Annotated in this window: 17 protein-coding genes; all 17 read right to left on the bottom strand. The window is 41.1% G+C overall.

The window, feature by feature from the left end; all coding sequences use genetic code 11:
• Positions 1-68: 68 nt before the first annotated feature.
• The 17 genes from flhB to PMAN_RS03035 all read right to left on the bottom strand — a co-directional run bounded on the left by flhB (position 69) and on the right by PMAN_RS03035 (position 16,368).
• Positions 69-1,199, bottom strand: coding sequence for a flagellar biosynthesis protein FlhB (gene flhB, locus PMAN_RS03115; protein WP_010555918.1), 1,131 nt, complete (start codon positions 1,197-1,199; stop codon positions 69-71).
• 9 nt (positions 1,200-1,208) lie between these two features.
• Positions 1,209-1,988 (bottom strand): flagellar biosynthetic protein FliR, encoded by a 780-nt coding sequence (fliR, locus tag PMAN_RS03110; protein WP_006792749.1) that lies wholly within the window; start codon positions 1,986-1,988, stop codon positions 1,209-1,211.
• Positions 1,989-1,991: 3 nt separating this feature from the next.
• Complete coding sequence (locus tag PMAN_RS03105) at positions 1,992-2,261, bottom strand: flagellar biosynthetic protein FliQ (RefSeq protein WP_006792748.1); 270 nt, start codon at positions 2,259-2,261, stop codon at positions 1,992-1,994.
• A gap of 40 nt (positions 2,262-2,301) precedes the next feature.
• Positions 2,302-3,042 carry a flagellar type III secretion system pore protein FliP gene (fliP, locus tag PMAN_RS03100; protein ID WP_010555917.1) on the bottom strand — a complete coding sequence of 247 codons (741 nt, stop codon included), beginning with the start codon at positions 3,040-3,042 and terminating at the stop codon, positions 2,302-2,304.
• Positions 3,043-3,046: 4 nt separating this feature from the next.
• Complete coding sequence (gene fliO / locus PMAN_RS03095; protein WP_010555916.1) at positions 3,047-3,430, bottom strand: flagellar biosynthetic protein FliO; 384 nt, start codon at positions 3,428-3,430, stop codon at positions 3,047-3,049.
• On the bottom strand, positions 3,427-3,825 hold the full coding sequence (gene fliN / locus PMAN_RS03090) for a flagellar motor switch protein FliN (protein WP_006792745.1): 399 nt from the start codon (positions 3,823-3,825) through the stop codon (positions 3,427-3,429). Before fliN ends, fliO begins: the two co-directional genes overlap by 4 nt.
• A gap of 20 nt (positions 3,826-3,845) precedes the next feature.
• A complete protein-coding gene (gene fliM, locus PMAN_RS03085) occupies positions 3,846-4,937 on the bottom strand; it encodes a flagellar motor switch protein FliM (protein WP_010555915.1) in 1,092 nt (363 codons plus the stop codon).
• Between the two features lie 9 nt (positions 4,938-4,946).
• Positions 4,947-5,474: a flagellar basal body-associated protein FliL gene (gene fliL / locus PMAN_RS03080; protein WP_010555914.1), complete on the bottom strand. Its 528-nt coding sequence runs from the start codon at positions 5,472-5,474 to the stop codon at positions 4,947-4,949.
• Between the two features lie 57 nt (positions 5,475-5,531).
• Positions 5,532-7,823: a flagellar hook-length control protein FliK gene (locus tag PMAN_RS03075; RefSeq protein ID WP_010555913.1), complete on the bottom strand. Its 2,292-nt coding sequence runs from the start codon at positions 7,821-7,823 to the stop codon at positions 5,532-5,534.
• Between the two features lie 95 nt (positions 7,824-7,918).
• Positions 7,919-8,365 carry a flagellar export protein FliJ gene (gene fliJ / locus PMAN_RS03070; protein ID WP_006792740.1) on the bottom strand — a complete coding sequence of 149 codons (447 nt, stop codon included), beginning with the start codon at positions 8,363-8,365 and terminating at the stop codon, positions 7,919-7,921.
• Positions 8,365-9,699 (bottom strand): flagellar protein export ATPase FliI, encoded by a 1,335-nt coding sequence (gene fliI, locus PMAN_RS03065; RefSeq protein ID WP_006792739.1) that lies wholly within the window; start codon positions 9,697-9,699, stop codon positions 8,365-8,367. The genes fliJ and fliI overlap by 1 nt, the downstream gene beginning before the upstream one ends.
• An 18-nt stretch (positions 9,700-9,717) precedes the next feature.
• Positions 9,718-10,524: a flagellar assembly protein FliH gene (gene fliH / locus PMAN_RS03060; RefSeq protein WP_010555912.1), complete on the bottom strand. Its 807-nt coding sequence runs from the start codon at positions 10,522-10,524 to the stop codon at positions 9,718-9,720.
• A 3-nt stretch (positions 10,525-10,527) separates the two neighbouring features.
• Positions 10,528-11,574: a flagellar motor switch protein FliG gene (gene fliG, locus PMAN_RS03055; protein ID WP_006792737.1), complete on the bottom strand. Its 1,047-nt coding sequence runs from the start codon at positions 11,572-11,574 to the stop codon at positions 10,528-10,530.
• Positions 11,567-13,282, bottom strand: a complete 1,716-nt coding sequence (fliF, locus tag PMAN_RS03050) for a flagellar basal-body MS-ring/collar protein FliF (RefSeq protein ID WP_010555911.1) — start codon at positions 13,280-13,282, stop codon at positions 11,567-11,569. Before fliF ends, fliG begins: the two co-directional genes overlap by 8 nt.
• A 20-nt stretch (positions 13,283-13,302) precedes the next feature.
• Positions 13,303-13,635 (bottom strand): flagellar hook-basal body complex protein FliE, encoded by a 333-nt coding sequence (fliE, locus tag PMAN_RS03045; protein WP_008132633.1) that lies wholly within the window; start codon positions 13,633-13,635, stop codon positions 13,303-13,305.
• Between the two features lie 157 nt (positions 13,636-13,792).
• The gene (locus PMAN_RS03040) at positions 13,793-15,259 is read right to left on the bottom strand and encodes a sigma-54-dependent transcriptional regulator (protein WP_010555910.1); all 1,467 of its coding nucleotides are present in this window, start codon (positions 15,257-15,259) and stop codon (positions 13,793-13,795) included.
• A complete protein-coding gene (locus PMAN_RS03035) occupies positions 15,256-16,368 on the bottom strand; it encodes a sensor histidine kinase (RefSeq protein ID WP_010555909.1) in 1,113 nt (370 codons plus the stop codon). The genes PMAN_RS03040 and PMAN_RS03035 overlap by 4 nt, the downstream gene beginning before the upstream one ends.
• Positions 16,369-16,462: the final 94 nt, after the last annotated feature.

Genomic DNA, 16,462 nt, shown 5'->3' with positions numbered 1-16,462 from the left:
TACAATTTCAAAAAATTGACACTACGTAGAATTAGCAATAACTATTCCAAGTTAATAAAGGGGAAATATTAATACCTGTAGGCATCAGGAATGGGGAGCTTTTTATTAAGCTTAGTCGGGCGTTTTCCGCGACCTTTATTGAAGCGTTTTAGCTGAAAAACATAAGCTAGCACCTGTGCAACGGCAGTAAACAGTTGATCAGGAATTTGTTCTCCTACTTCTGCGGTATGATAAAGCGCTCGAGTAAGCATTGGCGACTCAACAATGGGTACATCATTACCGTTTGCCACTTTTCGAATTTGCATAGCCAGTTCATCCACGCCTTTAGCAAGCACTATAGGTGCTCCTGCTCGCTCAGTGTCGTATTTAAGAGCAACAGAATAATGCGTTGGGTTGGTAACAACTACATCGGCATCGGGCACGTCTTGCATCATTCTTTTTTGAGACATTTGTCTCTGAGTTTGCCTAATACGCGCTTTTATTTGAGGGTCACCTTCAGAGTTTTTGTACTCATCTTTTACTTCTTGCAGTGTCATTTTTAACTGCTTATGGTGAGTATGACTTTGATACGGAGCATCAATTGCTGCAATAATCACCAATGTGCACGACAATGCCAAAAACATCCACGAGAGTATTTCGAGCGCATGGATAATATTATTAGGTGCAGACTCAATGCTTAAGTGTAATATTTCGTCAAAAAAGGTATTAATTAAAAAAAAGGCAAAACTTGCGACCACTAAAAACTTTAAAATAGCTTTAGTAAGCTCTACCGCAGCTTGTGGGCCAAACATGCGTTTAAAGCCTTTAAATGGAGACATTTTACTTGCTTTAGGAGCGGCTGCTTGCCAACTAAAATTAAAGCCACCTAGTAAAGTATTACCTATAATGCCTGCAAATAAAATAATGAATACAAACATAGCCATAGGAAAAATAAGCGCGTCGGCAACACTGGACCAAACCGCAAACATTTTAGTGGTATCGTAGGTTTCATTTCGATTAAGGCTGAGCATTCTGCCCATAATATTGTATAACCCCTTACCAATTTCAGGGCCGTACATTAACAATGAAATAGCTGAAAATATAAGAACAAACATAGTGCCTAATTCTTTTGAACGAGCAACCTGCCCTTTCTTTTTAGACTCTTCTATTTTTTTCCCTGTGGGTTCTTCTGTTTTTTCTTGACCTGAATCTTCAGCCATAACACACTCCTAAGGTGAACAACCAACTAAGGTACACATTAGTTCAATCATTTTAAGCCACTGAAATTCAAATTGCAGGATGAAGTTGCCCAGTGTTGCCCAAATAATGACAAGCCCTGCAACAAGGGTGAATGGAAAACCAATAGCAAAAATATTTAGCTGAGGCGCCGCACGGGTCATAATACCAAATGAAATATTAATAACTAGCATTGCCGTCAATGGTGCAAGTGAGAGCACTAAAGCCGTTGTAAACATCCAACCGCCCCACGTTACAATATCCCAGTAATGATCTACTGACCACCAATTACCATCAATTGGCAGTACTTCAAAACTATGTACAACCATCTGTATCATCATTAAATGGCCATTGAATACAAAAAATAATAGTGTTGCTAAAATAAGAAAAAACTGACCAACAGCCGGAACGCTGGCCCCATTTGAGGGGTCAATGACAGAGGCAAAACCTAAACCGGTTTGCATAGCAAGTATCTGACCTGCCAAAACGAAGGTATTGAGTAACAAGGTAGAAGCAAAGCCAATCGCTATTCCAATAAGCATTTGCTGTATGACCACTAAAATCATTTCAAACGAAAACAAGTTAGTAAATGTAGCTGGAGGAAGAACAGGCACAACCAAAAGAGTCACGACCACTGATAAACCCAGCTTTATACGTGTTGGCACATTTTTAGCGCCTAATCCCGCCATTATCATAATCATAGAACTAATACGTACCAAAGGTAGTAAAAAGTCGCTCAACCATTGAATGACAACTGAAAACGGGTACTCCACTTGCTAACCTGCAATTTCGGGAATGAGCAACACCAACCGGGTAAAAAAGTCCATAAGTTCTTGTGTAAACCAGTGACCACCAACAATTAATGCACTTATAGTAATTAGCAAACGCGGTAAAAAACTCAACGTTTGTTCATTGATAGACGTAGCCGCTTGAAACACCGCCACCACTAGGCCAATAATTAAACCTGGAACAACAATAGCCGATACTAATTTAATAACTAAAAACAGTGCATCGCTAAGAATATCAACAAAAATTTCTGGTTCCATGCTGTAATCCTATCTTTTAGTACCATTCAAAAAAAACATACTACGTGCCTAAACCAAAGCTTTTGGCGAGGGTTCCCATCACTAAGCTCCAGCCATCAACAAGTACAAACAGCATTATTTTAAAGGGTAAGGAAACAATCATGGGGGAGAGCATCATCATACCCATAGCCATGAGTACAGACGCAACAACTAAGTCGACGATTAAAAAAGGTATAAAAAACATGAATCCTATAATGAACGCGGTTTGCAGTTCGCTTGTTACAAATGCGGGTATAAGAACTATAAGCGGAGTTTCTTCAGGTGACTCTAGCTTGTCGTAGCCTGCTATTTTGGCAAATGTTTCTAAGTCTTTTAAACGAACCTGCGAGAGCATAAATGCTTTCATTGGCTCTTTTGCAAGCTCCAATGCTTGTACCGACGTAACTTGCTCACTCAAATAAGGCTCTATGGCTACGTCATTAACCTTTTGGTAAATAGGCGCCATGATAAAAATACTTAAAAATAAAGACATGCCCAACAGTACTTGATTAGAGGGCGTTTGCTGCAAACCAATTGCTTGGCGTAAAATTGCGAGTACAACAATGATACGTGTAAAAGACGTCATCATGATTATGGCTGCCGGAATAAAACTCAGCGCCGTCATAATGGCTAAAACTTGCAATGTCACCGAGTAATCTTGTGTGCCATCTGCGTTTGTTGTGATAGTAAGCGCATCAATACCTTCAGCGCTTACGCTTGGAACAAACACAATGGCAAAAATAATTAGCAGCCACTTAGTCATAGGTTCAGTTCTTTTTATTTTGTTTCGATTTGGGGTTTAACAGTTTACTAAATTGCTTAGCAAGTTCTGGGATTTCTTTTTCACTCAGTGGTGATTCTAATTTATGAAGGTAATTAATACTGTGCGGCGTGACGCCTAATAAATGCTGCGCATTATCAATTTCTACCACCATTAAGCGTTCGCGTGAGCCTAAGGGAAGACTTCGAACCACTTTAAATTCATCACTGTTTGCCAAATTAGGATTAAGTTTCCTTACAAAAATAGCCAGAACAACAATGAGCACTAGCACCACAATAAGCGAAAGCACCATAGAAATTAAATCGCCCGTAGGCGTAACTGACTCTGTTTTTGTAAATACAGACGCTGTTAGCGCAAAAAAGGCACTCATCGTAACTTTTTGATCCGCTCTACTTGGCTGATAACATCCGTTAGGCGAATACCAAACTTGTCATTTACCACCACCACTTCACCGTGAGCAATTAAGGTACCATTAACCAATACATCTAATGGCTCACCAGCAACACGATCAAGCTCAACTACAGAGCCTTGGTTAAGTTGTAGCAAATTACGAATATTAATTTTTGAGCGTCCAACTTCCATCGATATGGTCACTGGGATATCTAAAATAGTATCGAGCTTGCGCTTTTCTTCGCCTGTTATTTCGCTTTTTTCATCACTTAATTCATCAAGTTCGGCAACTTGCGCTTCGCCAGCATCATCGCCGCCTTCAGCCTCAGCAAGTGCGGCTGCCCATTCGTCCATTGTGTCTTGATCATCGCTCATACGTTTAACCTTTTAATCAATTACCAGTCTAAGTCTACACCGTCTGAAAGGTGTAAATCTTCTTCTAATTCTGCTAACTCTGCATCTGAGTCAATTTTCTTGCCGCCTTTGGTAAATACATGCAGCTCAGATTTAACTGAATCAGGTCGTTTAATTTTTTCGCTAATTTGCAACGCAACATTATCACGAGAGCGGCCCATTTTAGCTCTAAACGTGGGTAGTTCTTCTACAAATACAGTTATATGCTCTGGCATTTCAACAGGAATAATATCACCTGCTTTAAGCTCCATTATTTGTTGAAGTGTTAAGTCAACTTCTAAAAGCTGAGTTGACATGTCAACCTCAACATCCATTATTTCATCTCGTAATGCCTTACTCCAACGCAAGTCGGTATCTTCAGTATCTGACTGAACACCCGCATCCAAAAGTTCCCTTATTGGTTCGAGCATTGAATATGGCAAGGCAATATGAAAATCACCGCCGCCACCATCGAGTTCAATATGAAAAGAGCTAATAACCACAACTTCAGTCGGGCTCACAATATTAGCCATTGCGGGGTTTACCTCTGAATCGAGGTACTCAAACGACACGTCCATTACCGGTGCCCATGCCTCTTTATAATCTTCAAAGATTATTTTTAGCAACATTTGCACAATTCGGCGCTCTGTTGGGGTAAATTCACGGCCTTCAATTTTTGCGTGGTAACGGCCATCACCGCCAAAAAAGTTATCCACCAAAATGAATACTAACCGTGCTTCCATGGTGATCAGGCCGGTACCCTTTAAAGGTCTGAAACGCACCATATTTAAGCTTGTTGGTACAAATAAAGTGTGAACATACTCACCAAACTTTATCATTTGAACGCCATTAATAGACACTTCCGCTGTGCGGCGCATCATATTAAATAGGCTAATTCGCATATGGCGAGCAAAACGCTCATTAACAATTTCCAGCGTCGGCATGCGACCACGTACGATTCGATCTTGCGAAGAAAAATCGTACTGAAGCGTACTTCCCCCGCCATCTTCACCATCGTTTATATCTTCCTCTTCAACGTCATCAACACCATGTAATAGCGCATCAATTTCGTCTTGGGATAATAAGTCGCTCACGCTAACCCCTTATTGCATTACAAAGCCGGTAAATAATACCCGCTCAATTACTTTGCTGCCTTCAACGTCATTTAAGGCAGTTTGCACTGTCTCTAGCGCAGTAAAACGCAGTGTTTCTTTACCTGCACTGGTACTAAGCTCGTCAGCAGTAGTGGTTGAAAATACACTGAGTAACTTACCTTCAATCAGCGGAATATGCTTTTTAGCTGTTTCTTCATTTACCTCACCACGTACCAAAAGTTGCACTTTAATTTGTACAATTCTATCTCGGCTCGAGCCCGGAACGTTAAAAACAAAAGGTCTTGGCATCGCAACATAAAGCGCACTGCCTATTTCTGCAGATGACCCAGAAGCTGCTGGCGCTTCTTCTGAAAGGGTCGTTTCTTCATCTAATGTTTCAACAGGCTCATCCGAGCCCGACATTAAAAAGAAACCCGCAGCACCACCTACAACGAGCAGGACTGCTGCAATAATAATTATCAGCTTTTTTTTACTTTTTGGCGCTTCTTCTATTTCTAAACTTGTTTCTTCAGCCATCATGATTCCTTACATCGCAAAGGTATTTGCTTGTTTTAGTTATTATAATAGCAGTAGTTAGGCATAGTAATCTATTGATGATGATGTTTGTTGCTCAGAAGTTTGTTCTGGGCTATTTGATGGCTCATCACTTTCACTATTTGCTGCTCCATTTTTGGCTAATTGCTCACCCGCCCCCGATTCATTTTGCTCTGCGTTTTCACCACCTGACTGGCCATATGAAATAGTACTTTCACCAAGCTCCAATCCCTGTTGTGCTAACATTTCGCGTAAGCGAGGCATAGATTGTTCGAGTGCTTCTTTGGCCTGCTGGTTTTGTACCACAAAGTTAATTTGTGCTTGTTCTGCATCGCTACGAACTCGTATTTGCATGCTGCCCATCTCAGGTGGATCAAGACGAATTTCAGCCTCTTTATTATTAATGCTTAGCATTGAACTAACGCGCTCTTGTAGTAACTTGGCCGCGTCACTTTTAACGATGTTAATCGCCTGCATCATACCAGGTTCAATACTTACCTGCTTTGTCTGTGCTGTACTTTGTAACTGCTGATTTTGCATAGCTTGTTGATCCAACAAGCCCATTTCATAATCAAGCGAATCATAATAACTTTGGGCACTGGTTTGGGTTGTATTTAATGCATTAGTTATGTGGTTAAACAACTGCATAACTTTAGCGGGTGACTGCTCAGCTGTGGTATTTTTTAGCCCCTCTTTTTGCAATTGCTCAAGCGCTTTTGTAAGCTCTTCATCACTAGTAGGCTGTGCTGCTAATTTAGTTGGATCAGCGCTATTTTCAGAGCTTGATTTCACACTCACTTTTTGTGGTCTGTTTACCGTATTTGGTGTTTGTGAAGCTACAAAAGTAACTGGTTTTGTTATCTCTTCACCTTTTACCGGTAAGGTAACCACTTTGTCTATTTGCGATTCATTTGTTTGCGGCAAGTTTTGTGAGTCATTTACAGCTTTTTGCGATATCGTAAATTTAGTGTCTGATGATTGATTCGCATCTTTCGCAACCAACACTTTTAGCTCACCAATCGCTTGCTTAATAGCCGCTAACTGTTCACCTTTTGGCTGCTCGGCTTTAATAAAGGCATTTAATTGAGTCAGTAATGCCTGCTTTTCGGTCCCTGAAAGCGTATTGAACTGCTCACTGGCTGACGACTTAACGTCAGTGCTTTGTGGCTGTTTATTATCCGCTATAAATTGGGTAAGCATTTGCTTTAAAACCGTCAATTTTTCAGCTTTGCTTGATGCGTCAAGCATTACTGGTTTAATTTCAGTCTGTAATTTTGTTAGCTGCTCAGGCGTTAGGCTTGCTAATACTTTATCTGTTTTAAATGCATTTACATCTTTAGCAATGAGTGCATTTATCGCGTCTGCTTTTTCAGTTTCAGTTATGTTTGAGTTGGGTGAAGTTGCTGTGAGCGTATTTTCTGTTAGTTCCGCAACTGTATTTTTAGCTATGGTATTTTGAGCTAAAGTATTGGCGTTAACTTTACCGCTATTCTCTACTGTGCTTTGAGTAGTAACTATTTTATCAACATCCGTTTTTAAAATAGTCTGATCAGAATTGACACTCACGTCAGAGAACACTGAACTTTGTGAAGCTGTTATTTTATCCGTAAAAATGCCTTTGTTAGTATCTGCTTCATTATCTTTTGTATCAAAGCCCTGAGTTATACTTTGCGCTTGTGCAGGGTGTTTAACTTTATCCGATTTTATATTTAGTTCTGCTTCAACAGCCTGAGCAAGAGACATTTTATTTTGTCTTTGTGAATTTGACGAGTCATTAATATCTTCATCATTTACTAAACTTGCCACACCGCTTGTGTTGTTATCAGTAAGTGTTGCATGTGGTCTTATTACTTTACCTACTTCATCTTTAACAGGTAAATCTTTTGCTGGCACAGCAACATAGCCTTTAACCGGCAGTTTCTCTTTTAAATCAGCAATAACAAGCGGTGTTTTATTTTTTGATGTATCTGCAAGGTTTATATCTTTTGCTTTTTCACTTGGCTTTGTAACCTCAGTGTTCATTAGTTGAGATGAATTGATCTGCTCCAGAATATCGCTTCCAGACAAATTTATTTGGGCTATGTCTTCATCATCTGAATCACTGTTTAATTTTTCATTAGTAACTGATGAGGAATCTGCTGAGGTGGCAGATAAAGTATCTGTTTCAGGCTTATTAATCTCTTTTTTTGTTGGCTCAAATGTAGTGTGGGCGTCTTGCAACTGAGTAAAAAACTCAGTACCTGATTCATCAGCAGAATCAGCTAAGCTACTGTCTTTAAATGCTAAAAAAGACTCTTTATCAGCCGAAATTGAAACAGAAATATCATTCATCGCCATAAGTCACCTAATACGGTTACGGCAACATGTCACCGCACATTGCCCAAAATTAAATACCACCCATTAACAAAGCAATAAACGTGCCTAACTTAAGAAAGTTTGCGACGCTGAAAAAATTGATTAGATGTGAACTCATCCAGCATTTTTTGCTCGTTTTTAGCAACCACAGCTGCTGCTTTTATTTTTTGATTTTCAATCAATTTAGCCACCGCTTTAGCCTTTATTTGCTGTTTTAACCACAACGTTTTTCGCTGTGAAACAACTTGCTTTGCCGTATTTACAGTACTTGCTTGTTGCCGAATGGCCTCTTCAATTTTTGCTATAAACGCATGATACTGCCCAAAACCAGCGCTTGATAAACCTGATTGACCTTTTAAATGTAACTGTTGAGAGTATTCAAGCCTAAAGTCATTTAAGCCTTGAAGTTTTTGCTGGTTTGCTTGCAGGTTTTGATTAGCTTGCAAATAACTCATACGTAAACTTTCTTCTTTGTCGCTTTCAAGTTTTAGCAGCAAGTCAAATTTGTTTTTAGCCATTACCCTTGACCTAATAATTGGGCTAGCCCTTGCAGCCCATCGTCATAACTTATCACATCACGCATACCTTGCTGTAAAAACCCGTTTACTCTTGGCATCATATTTATAGCTTGGTCGAGCATGGGATCAGTGCCCTTTTGATAGGCGCCTAATGTGATCATGTCTTTATTTTGTTGGTACATTGAATACACTTGTTTAAGCACTCGGGCTTGTTGCATATGAGGCTCTGAAACCACTTGGGGCATAACACGTGATATAGATTTTTCGATATCTATTGCTGGGTAATGACCGCTATCGGCTAACTCACGAGAAAGTACAATATGGCCGTCTAGTATGGCGCGTGCAGCGTCTGCAATTGGGTCTTGCATATCATCTCCTTCACTTAACACGGTAAAAAAGGCTGTTATAGCACCTTGCCCTTCCCCCCCATTACCAGCTCGTTCAACTAAGGCTGGTAGTTTTGCAAAAACCGATGGTGGGTATCCTTTTGTTGCCGGAGGTTCTCCTACTGCTAAAGCAATTTCACGCTGAGCCATTGCGTAGCGTGTTACTGAATCGAGTAGCAGTAACACATTTAAACCTTGGTCTCTAAAATATTCGGCAATGGTCACTGCACTTTCGCAACCTTTTAAACGCATTAATGGCGATGAATCGGCGGGTGCTGCAACAACAACAGAACGTTTACGCCCTTCTTCTCCAAGAATTTCTTCAATAAACTCTTTGACCTCACGACCACGCTCACCAACCAAACCAACTACAATGACATCGGCTTCGCTGCCTCTGGTCATCATTCCTAGCAGTACAGACTTACCTACACCAGAGCCTGCAAATAAGCCCATACGCTGACCTTGCCCTACGGTTATCACTGAGTTAATAGCACGCACCCCCACGTCCATTGGCTGACTGATCGGACGTCTGGCTAAAGGGTTAATTGTATTTTGGGCAAACTTTAAATAATGTTCAGCGTTTATTTTACCAAGTCCGTCGAGTGGACGGCCTAAGCCGTCAACCACACGCCCTAGTAGGCTCATTCCTACAGGTAACCCCAAATTATTTACTTGGGGTATTACTCGGGCACCTGGCAGTACGCCAGAAATATGATCATTAGGCATTAAATATAAGGTTTGGTCGTTAAAACCAACAATTTCTGCGTCAACAAAACCATTCATGGTTTCAATTTTACATTGACTACCAACAGGCGCCCTCAGACCTTTTGCCTCTAAGGTAAGGCCAACAACACGCGTTAAAATACCCGCCACTGCAGGTGTGTAGGGCTTAATGTTTTGTTGATATTGCGACAAGCGTTCGCTCAAAGAAGCAATTTGCACAGACATAGTACGCCTAAAAAATATTTAGATATTACTATTATGCAAAAAGCTATCCAACGTTTCTTTGACGCGTGTTTTTAACGTCATATCGAGCGAGGATTGCGCGGTTTTAACCTCACATCCACCTCTTTCAAGCGTGGGTTCGGGAACTAATTGCCAGTTATTGTCTGCTATAGTTTGCTCGCCATAGCTATCTTTTATAACCTCTAGATCGGTTGGGTTTAGATGCACTTTTACTTTTTCTTGTTGCGCATTTAACGAATCAATACTGTGTTTTAATGTATGTAAAATAACATCTGGCGATGTTTGTACTTCTTGGTATATAACTGCTTCAGCCAACATGCTAGCTAATTGAATAAGTTGTAACTCGGCTTGTTCATCCACTTTTTTTAGCGGTGAATTAAGTGCTTCTAAAATACCTTTAAGGCTAATTAGTTGCTCTTCAATAATCGGTTTTATATCTTCTTGGCCTTGAGTTTTACCGAGCTCTAGCCCCTCTTTATAACCAGCTTCTTTTCCCTCACTAACGCCTTTTTCAAAGCCGTCAATGTAGCCTTGTTCATGACCTTGTTTAAGGCCTTCTTCATAAGCATCTTGTCTAATGCGTTCAAGCTCAACCATAGTAAGCTTTGGCAGCTCGGGCTCTTCGGGCTCATCGGTCGGCATCTCTTCGGCCAATTCTTTTTTATAAAGCTCGCCCAATGGGGTGCCATACGCTGTAGAACGATTACCAAAGCTTTTTTCGTTAGGTGCTACATCGGGAATAGCCCAATGCTTTAATAATTCATCAGCTTCTTCAGCTCGAAGTGGACGCCCTTTGAGTTTACTCATGGTTTACAAGAACTCCTCACCACCACCACCGCCTAACTGAATTTCACCCGAATCAGATAAACGACGTGCCGTTGATAGAATTTCTTTTTGGGCAGCTTCAACTTCACTAATACGTACAGGCGCCATTGCTTCTAAATCATCAGCCAGCATATCGGCAGCACGCTTAGACATATTGCCCAGTATTTTGTCTTTCAGACCGTCGTCTGCACCTTTGATTGCTTTCATTAATACATCTTGTTGTACTTCTCGTAGAATGGCTTGAATACCACGGTCATCCACATCCATTAAGTTTTCAAATACAAACATAAGATCCTGAATTTGCTGAGACATCTCTTCGTCATGTTCACGAATAGAATCCATTAGCTGCCCTTCAACGTTTGTATCTAGGTAGTTCATAATGTCTGCCGCGGCTTTTAAGCCACCCATTTTCGCAGCTTGTGCCCCTGCTTGTCCGGCAAATTGTTTTTCCATAATTTCGTTAAGTTCTTGTAGTGCGGCTGGTTGCACTTCTTCAAGGTTGGCAATTCGCATGGTTAAATCAAGACGTACTTTCTCTGGGAACTGCGCAATAATTTCTGCGGACTGCTCAGGCTCTAAGTAAGACAATACAATCGTTTGTATTTGGGGGTGTTCATTACGAATAATATTCGCCACCTGCTTAGAGTCCATCCATTTGAGAGAATCAAGGCCTTTAGCCCCAGACCCCATAACAATTTGGTCAATAAGGCTGGCCGCTTTATCTTCACCCAATGCAGCAGTAAGCGCCTTTTTAATAAAGTCTTCTGACTGAAAACCTATAGTACTGAAGCTTTGAATTTGCTCAATAAACAAGTTGTGAACCGCACTTATTTTAGCCTGTGACAGGTCGTCTAACGCAGCCATTGCCATGCCGACTTTTTGAACTTGTTTAGGCTCCAAGTGCTTAAGTATTTGGGCTGCATCTTCCTCTGATAAGCTCAGTAATAAAATAGCGGCTTTATCTACACCGTCTAGCTTATCAACATCAAACGCTGCTGGAAGTTGTTTTTGTTCTTGATCTTGATCAGTCATCTTCTGTTAACCACGCTTTCACTACTTGTGATGATAGTTCTGGTTCATTGGCTACAAGGGCACGAATTGCTTTAAGTAAGTCTTCGTCGCCATGTAAATCTGGTAATTGCAGTGTACCATCGCTTGAGAAACCAATTGAAGCAGAATCAAAGTCTTTGTTTAGCATATCCAACGTGCTATCGCCAATGTCTACGCCTGCACTTAACGCATCTTCGTCATACTCTTCAAGTGTATCGTCTGGGTAAATTAAACGTTTAAGCATCGGTTTAACTACCGCCATTATGAGTACAATAATAACTAATGCACCCAGTACCAAGCGGATTATTTTCATAAACCAATCCTGCTCCCAAAGCGGCACGCTAATGTCAAAATCAGTTGCTTCGCGAACAAACGGAACCGTTACCACTTCAAGTGCATCACCACGCTGCATGTCAAAACCAACGCCACCTTGTAATAAACGACGAATATTTGACAGTTCTTCCACTGAACGCGGTGTCATTGTGGTTTCACCGTTTTCACCTACTTTTGGAATGTAGTCAACGGCCACCGACACGCTTATTCTGCGTATCACACCTGTTTGCTGGCGCTTATGTGAGATAGTTGTATCTAACTCATAGTTACGCGTCGCTTCTTTATGCGTTCTTGATGGTGAAGTTGCACTACCTGCGCCACCTTGTCCTGCTACTTCAGGGATATTAGAGTTTACTGGAGGCTGATTCGTCAGTGCACCAGGTATACCTACCGCTAAACCACCTATATTATTTTCTTCGAATGTTGTTTCGCTTCTTACTGCTGGTAAATCTGGGTTGTAGCGTTTTTGCGTCTCCTCAACAGCACTAAAGTCCATACTTAAATCAACTTGTGCGGTGTAGTTTGCAAGCCCTACAACAGGTATTAAAATACTGTCTATTTTTTCAAGATATTCTTGTTCACGCTTACGCTCTATGTCGTACTCTTTGCGTGAACGTGCAGCAAGCGATGTTTGCGAGCCTGAATTTAGTAAGCGACCATTTTGATCCGTTACTGTTACACGAGCCGGCTCTAAACCTTGTACAGCCGATGCAACCATATCAACCACTGAGTCGACCTCTTCGCTATCTAGCGAACGCCCACGCTTAAGAGTAAGTACAACAGTTGCTGAAGGCTTTTTCTCTCTGCGCGCAAATACATTTTCTTTTGGAATGGCAAGCAATACACGTGCACGCGTAATATTATTGAGCTCTTCAATTGTGCGCGCTAACTGTTGTTCTCGGCCATGCTTTAAGCGTTCACGCTCTAAACGCTGACTTACACCAAACCCCATGTCTTGCATAATAATATCTGAACCCGATGTAGGGCCTTGCTCTAGCCCTTCGCGAGTCATTAAAAGTTTAATATTTTGATACTCAGTTTCAGGGACGAGCACTACATTTCCATCTACTTGGTATTCAATTTTTTGTGCATCTAAAAAGTCGAGCGTTTCAATAAGCTCTTCTGTCTGCATTTTACCAAGCGGGCGCATATCTGGCTGACGCGCCCAAATAATAATAAATATAGCAATCGCCAAACAAATGCCTAAAGCAATAACTAAAGTTACTTGGCGCAATAAATCAACGCCATTTAGCGAACTTAAGTAGCCTGATTTCTGTTCTTGTTGATCGTCGCTATCGCTATGGTCCATTTCACCAGTAGCAAGAGCCAGATCGGTTGATTGATTAGATTGCGCCACAATAATTCTCCACTACCTAGTTAAACAGGCATGTTCATGATTTCTTTGTAAGCTTCGACAAGTTTATTACGAACCTGCACTGTCGCTTCAAATGCAACTGACGACTTTTGAGAAGCAATCATTGCTTCAGCCAAAGACACGCTTCTGTCGCCTGTTTCTACCGCCACTACTTTTTGTTTAGCGTCTTGCTGCAAACCGTGCACAGTATTAATTGCATCCGATAGCATATCGCCAAATTGAGCGGTTGATGAGGCTTGTGTTTTTACTGGCAGTCTTTCGATTTGATTATTACGGCCAGCCTCTAAAGCCATTGATTGCATTTCTTGAAATACAGCGCTGTTTTGAATTTTCATAATTTTTCTCTGACAATGCAGTTAACTCTTAACATGAATAAAGCACAAAGCATGCCAAAAAATTAAATTAATAATTTCAATGAGTTGGAAGGAATTTGTCAAGTCAGAGTTTTGACAGCCCTAAATTCAAAGGGTAAATTTAGGGCTAAAAATGATGTTATGCGGGGAGTGAAATACCTAAATCGCGCATCTGCGCTAGTTTGTAACGTAAAGTCCGAGGGCTTATACCTAGCGTTTCAGCGACATCTTTTCGCTTACCTTGGCATCTTGCTAACGTTTCTAAAATAATGCGATGCTCTTTATCTTTTAGCTCATCCTTATAACTTCCCGTATCAACAGCCAATAAGTCTTGTTTTGTTGGCTCGGCAGGAGATGACTGTTCGTCATAATAAGCTGAACTCATAGCGCCTTGGTCAATATCTCTATTAGTAGCACTTACTTGCTGCTGACTAGTATTTTGCGCGCTGACAGATGCAGGCTCCATTACAAAATCTGTCGCCGCTATGTTTTCAATGAAAATAGCATGCTCGTTTAGAGTATCCCCAGTCCTAAGTATTAAAGCACGTTGTATTACGTTATCAAGCTCACGCACATTACCAGGCCATGAATGAGCAAGTAATTTTTTCTCTGCGGCACTATCAAGATAAGCCATAGGCTCTTTACTTTTGTTTAAGTGACGCTCAATTAAATGCTTAGCCAATACAAGGATATCTCCAGGTCGCTGACAAAGTGGTCGCCACATCAAAGGAAACACATTAAGCCTGTAATATAAATCTTCTCTAAATTGGTTTTCGGTAACCGCTTCTTTCAAATCGCGGTTACTTGTTGCAAGTATACGTACATCTAACTGGATTGTTTTTCTTCCACCTAAGCGCTCTACTTCGCGCTCTTGCAACACACGAAGTAGTTTAGCTTGCAGCCCTAAATCCATTTCTGTTATTTCGTCGAGCAATATAGTACCGCCTTGCGCTTGCTCAAACTTACCAGGACACGCTTGAATTGCGCCTGTAAACGCGCCTTTTTCATACCCAAATAAGGTTGCTTCAAGCATATTTTCAGGAATTGCTGCACAGTTAATCGCAACAAACGGCGCATCGCATCGGTTCGATTTATCATGAATATACCGTGCAAGCACTTCCTTACCTGAACCACTTGGGCCTAGCACCATAACGCTCGCATCAGAGCGTGCAACTTTACTTGCTAACTCTAAAAGTTGAATACTGCTTGGGTCGGCAACAATGGGTCCGTCGGTCTCTTTTGCTTTTTCAGGTAAGTATCGACTTACCATATTGAGTAAAACTTCAGGTGCAAACGGCTTTGCCATGTAATCAATAGCGCCCAAGCGCATCGCTTCAACAGCATCGTCAATGGTAGCGTACGCCGTCATCATTAAAACAGGCAATTCAGGGTGGTTAAGCTTAATACTGCGTAGTAAATCAAGCCCACTCATAGTGCCCATTTGTACATCACTCACCACCAGCGAAAATTGCTCTTTTTTCAGCAATAACATGGCTTGCTCTGCACAATTAGCCGCAATACATTCAATCCCCGACATTTCGAGTGTGTCAATTAAGGCTTCGCGAAGCCCTGCATCATCTTCGACAACTAAAATAGTGTTACTCATAATGATTCCTCTAATTTAGATGCGGTGCGAATAGGTAAAAACAAACTAAAGCATGCTCCACCGCCTTTATTATTAGTCACGTCAACACGCCCCTGATGAGCGTTTGCAACCGAACTCACAACAGCAAGCCCTAACCCTGTGCCTTGGCTTTTAGTGGTATAAAAGGGTTCAAATATTTTTTCTGCTTGAGTTAAATCAATACCTGGACCGTTATCGGATACGCTGATACGAACAAAATCTGGATTTTGCTCGTCAGTCGCAGCACTTAATTTTACTTCAGCGCCAGCACCAATGACTTGAATACTGTTATGGATTAAATTTTGAATTGCGCTGGCTATGGCTGATTTATTGCCTGTTATTTGAATATCTGGCTCTGGGAGGTTAACAGCTAAATGACTGTCATTTAGTGTCACCATAGCATCAGCACCCGCTTTTACCTCACTGAGTAACTGCTGCATAGACACTTGCTCAACAACTTGTTGGTCGCCACTTTTGGCAAAAAGTAGCATATCGTTTACTTGAGTTTCTAAATCTTTTAAGCGTGACATTAACTTGCTTTGAAAATTATCGCGAGATGCCTCGGGTAAACGCTTAGAGCCCAAATTAGCAGCATAAAGCATGGCCGCTGAAAGTGGGGTTCGAACCTGATGTGCAAGCGACGCCACCATTTTACCCAAAGCACTTAGGCGCTGCATATGAGCAACTCGCTTTTGTAAACGGCGTGTTTCACTCAAATCGGTCATTAAAATTAGCTGGCCCGGCTCGGGCGCTAACGCTGTTATATCAAGCTTAATTAAACGGCCATCTTTTAGCGATACTTCATGACCATCGTCTTGATGCGGTCTAAAAGAGCGTTGAATAACGCTAAACCACTTTTCACCTTCTAAAGGTTCGCCTAACATATCAATGGCTATTTGGTTGGCCTTTGCAATCATTCCTTTACCATCAAGCACAACCACACCTGCGGGCATGGTATCAACTAAATGTGAAAGCCAACTTGCTTGCTGACGCAGATCGCTTAACTCACCTATGTACTCCTCTTGAAGTAAACATGGGTTATACTGATTTGCAGAAATAAACTGTGGTTTAAGCACGCTCGCAAGGGCCATAATCAAATCTCGAATTTGTATAGATATAGAGCTTAATGCACAATGTATACCAAAATTTATTTATATTATTTTCATTAACTTACAATAATAATAG

The organism is Pseudoalteromonas marina, assembly GCF_000238335.3.
Classification (GTDB): domain Bacteria; phylum Pseudomonadota; class Gammaproteobacteria; order Enterobacterales; family Alteromonadaceae; genus Pseudoalteromonas; species Pseudoalteromonas marina.
Note: the sequence above shows the minus strand (reverse complement) of the source record. Positions and strands in the feature narration are given on the sequence as shown.

Coding starts and splice junctions, on each gene's coding strand:
- flhB (WP_010555918.1), bottom strand. CDS start 1,199: ATGGCTGAAGATTCAGGTCAAGAAAAAACAGAAGAACCCACAGGGAAA.
- PMAN_RS03105 (WP_006792748.1), bottom strand. CDS start 2,261: ATGGAACCAGAAATTTTTGTTGATATTCTTAGCGATGCACTGTTTTTA.
- fliP (WP_010555917.1), bottom strand. CDS start 3,042: ATGACTAAGTGGCTGCTAATTATTTTTGCCATTGTGTTTGTTCCAAGC.
- fliO (WP_010555916.1), bottom strand. CDS start 3,430: ATGAGTGCCTTTTTTGCGCTAACAGCGTCTGTATTTACAAAAACAGAG.
- fliN (WP_006792745.1), bottom strand. CDS start 3,825: ATGAGCGATGATCAAGACACAATGGACGAATGGGCAGCCGCACTTGCT.
- fliL (WP_010555914.1), bottom strand. CDS start 5,474: ATGGCTGAAGAAACAAGTTTAGAAATAGAAGAAGCGCCAAAAAGTAAA.
- PMAN_RS03075 (WP_010555913.1), bottom strand. CDS start 7,823: ATGAATGATATTTCTGTTTCAATTTCGGCTGATAAAGAGTCTTTTTTA.
- fliJ (WP_006792740.1), bottom strand. CDS start 8,365: ATGGCTAAAAACAAATTTGACTTGCTGCTAAAACTTGAAAGCGACAAA.
- fliI (WP_006792739.1), bottom strand. CDS start 9,699: ATGTCTGTGCAAATTGCTTCTTTGAGCGAACGCTTGTCGCAATATCAA.
- fliH (WP_010555912.1), bottom strand. CDS start 10,524: ATGAGTAAACTCAAAGGGCGTCCACTTCGAGCTGAAGAAGCTGATGAA.
- fliG (WP_006792737.1), bottom strand. CDS start 11,574: ATGACTGATCAAGATCAAGAACAAAAACAACTTCCAGCAGCGTTTGAT.
- fliE (WP_008132633.1), bottom strand. CDS start 13,635: ATGAAAATTCAAAACAGCGCTGTATTTCAAGAAATGCAATCAATGGCT.
- PMAN_RS03040 (WP_010555910.1), bottom strand. CDS start 15,259: ATGAGTAACACTATTTTAGTTGTCGAAGATGATGCAGGGCTTCGCGAA.
- PMAN_RS03035 (WP_010555909.1), bottom strand. CDS start 16,368: ATGGCCCTTGCGAGCGTGCTTAAACCACAGTTTATTTCTGCAAATCAG.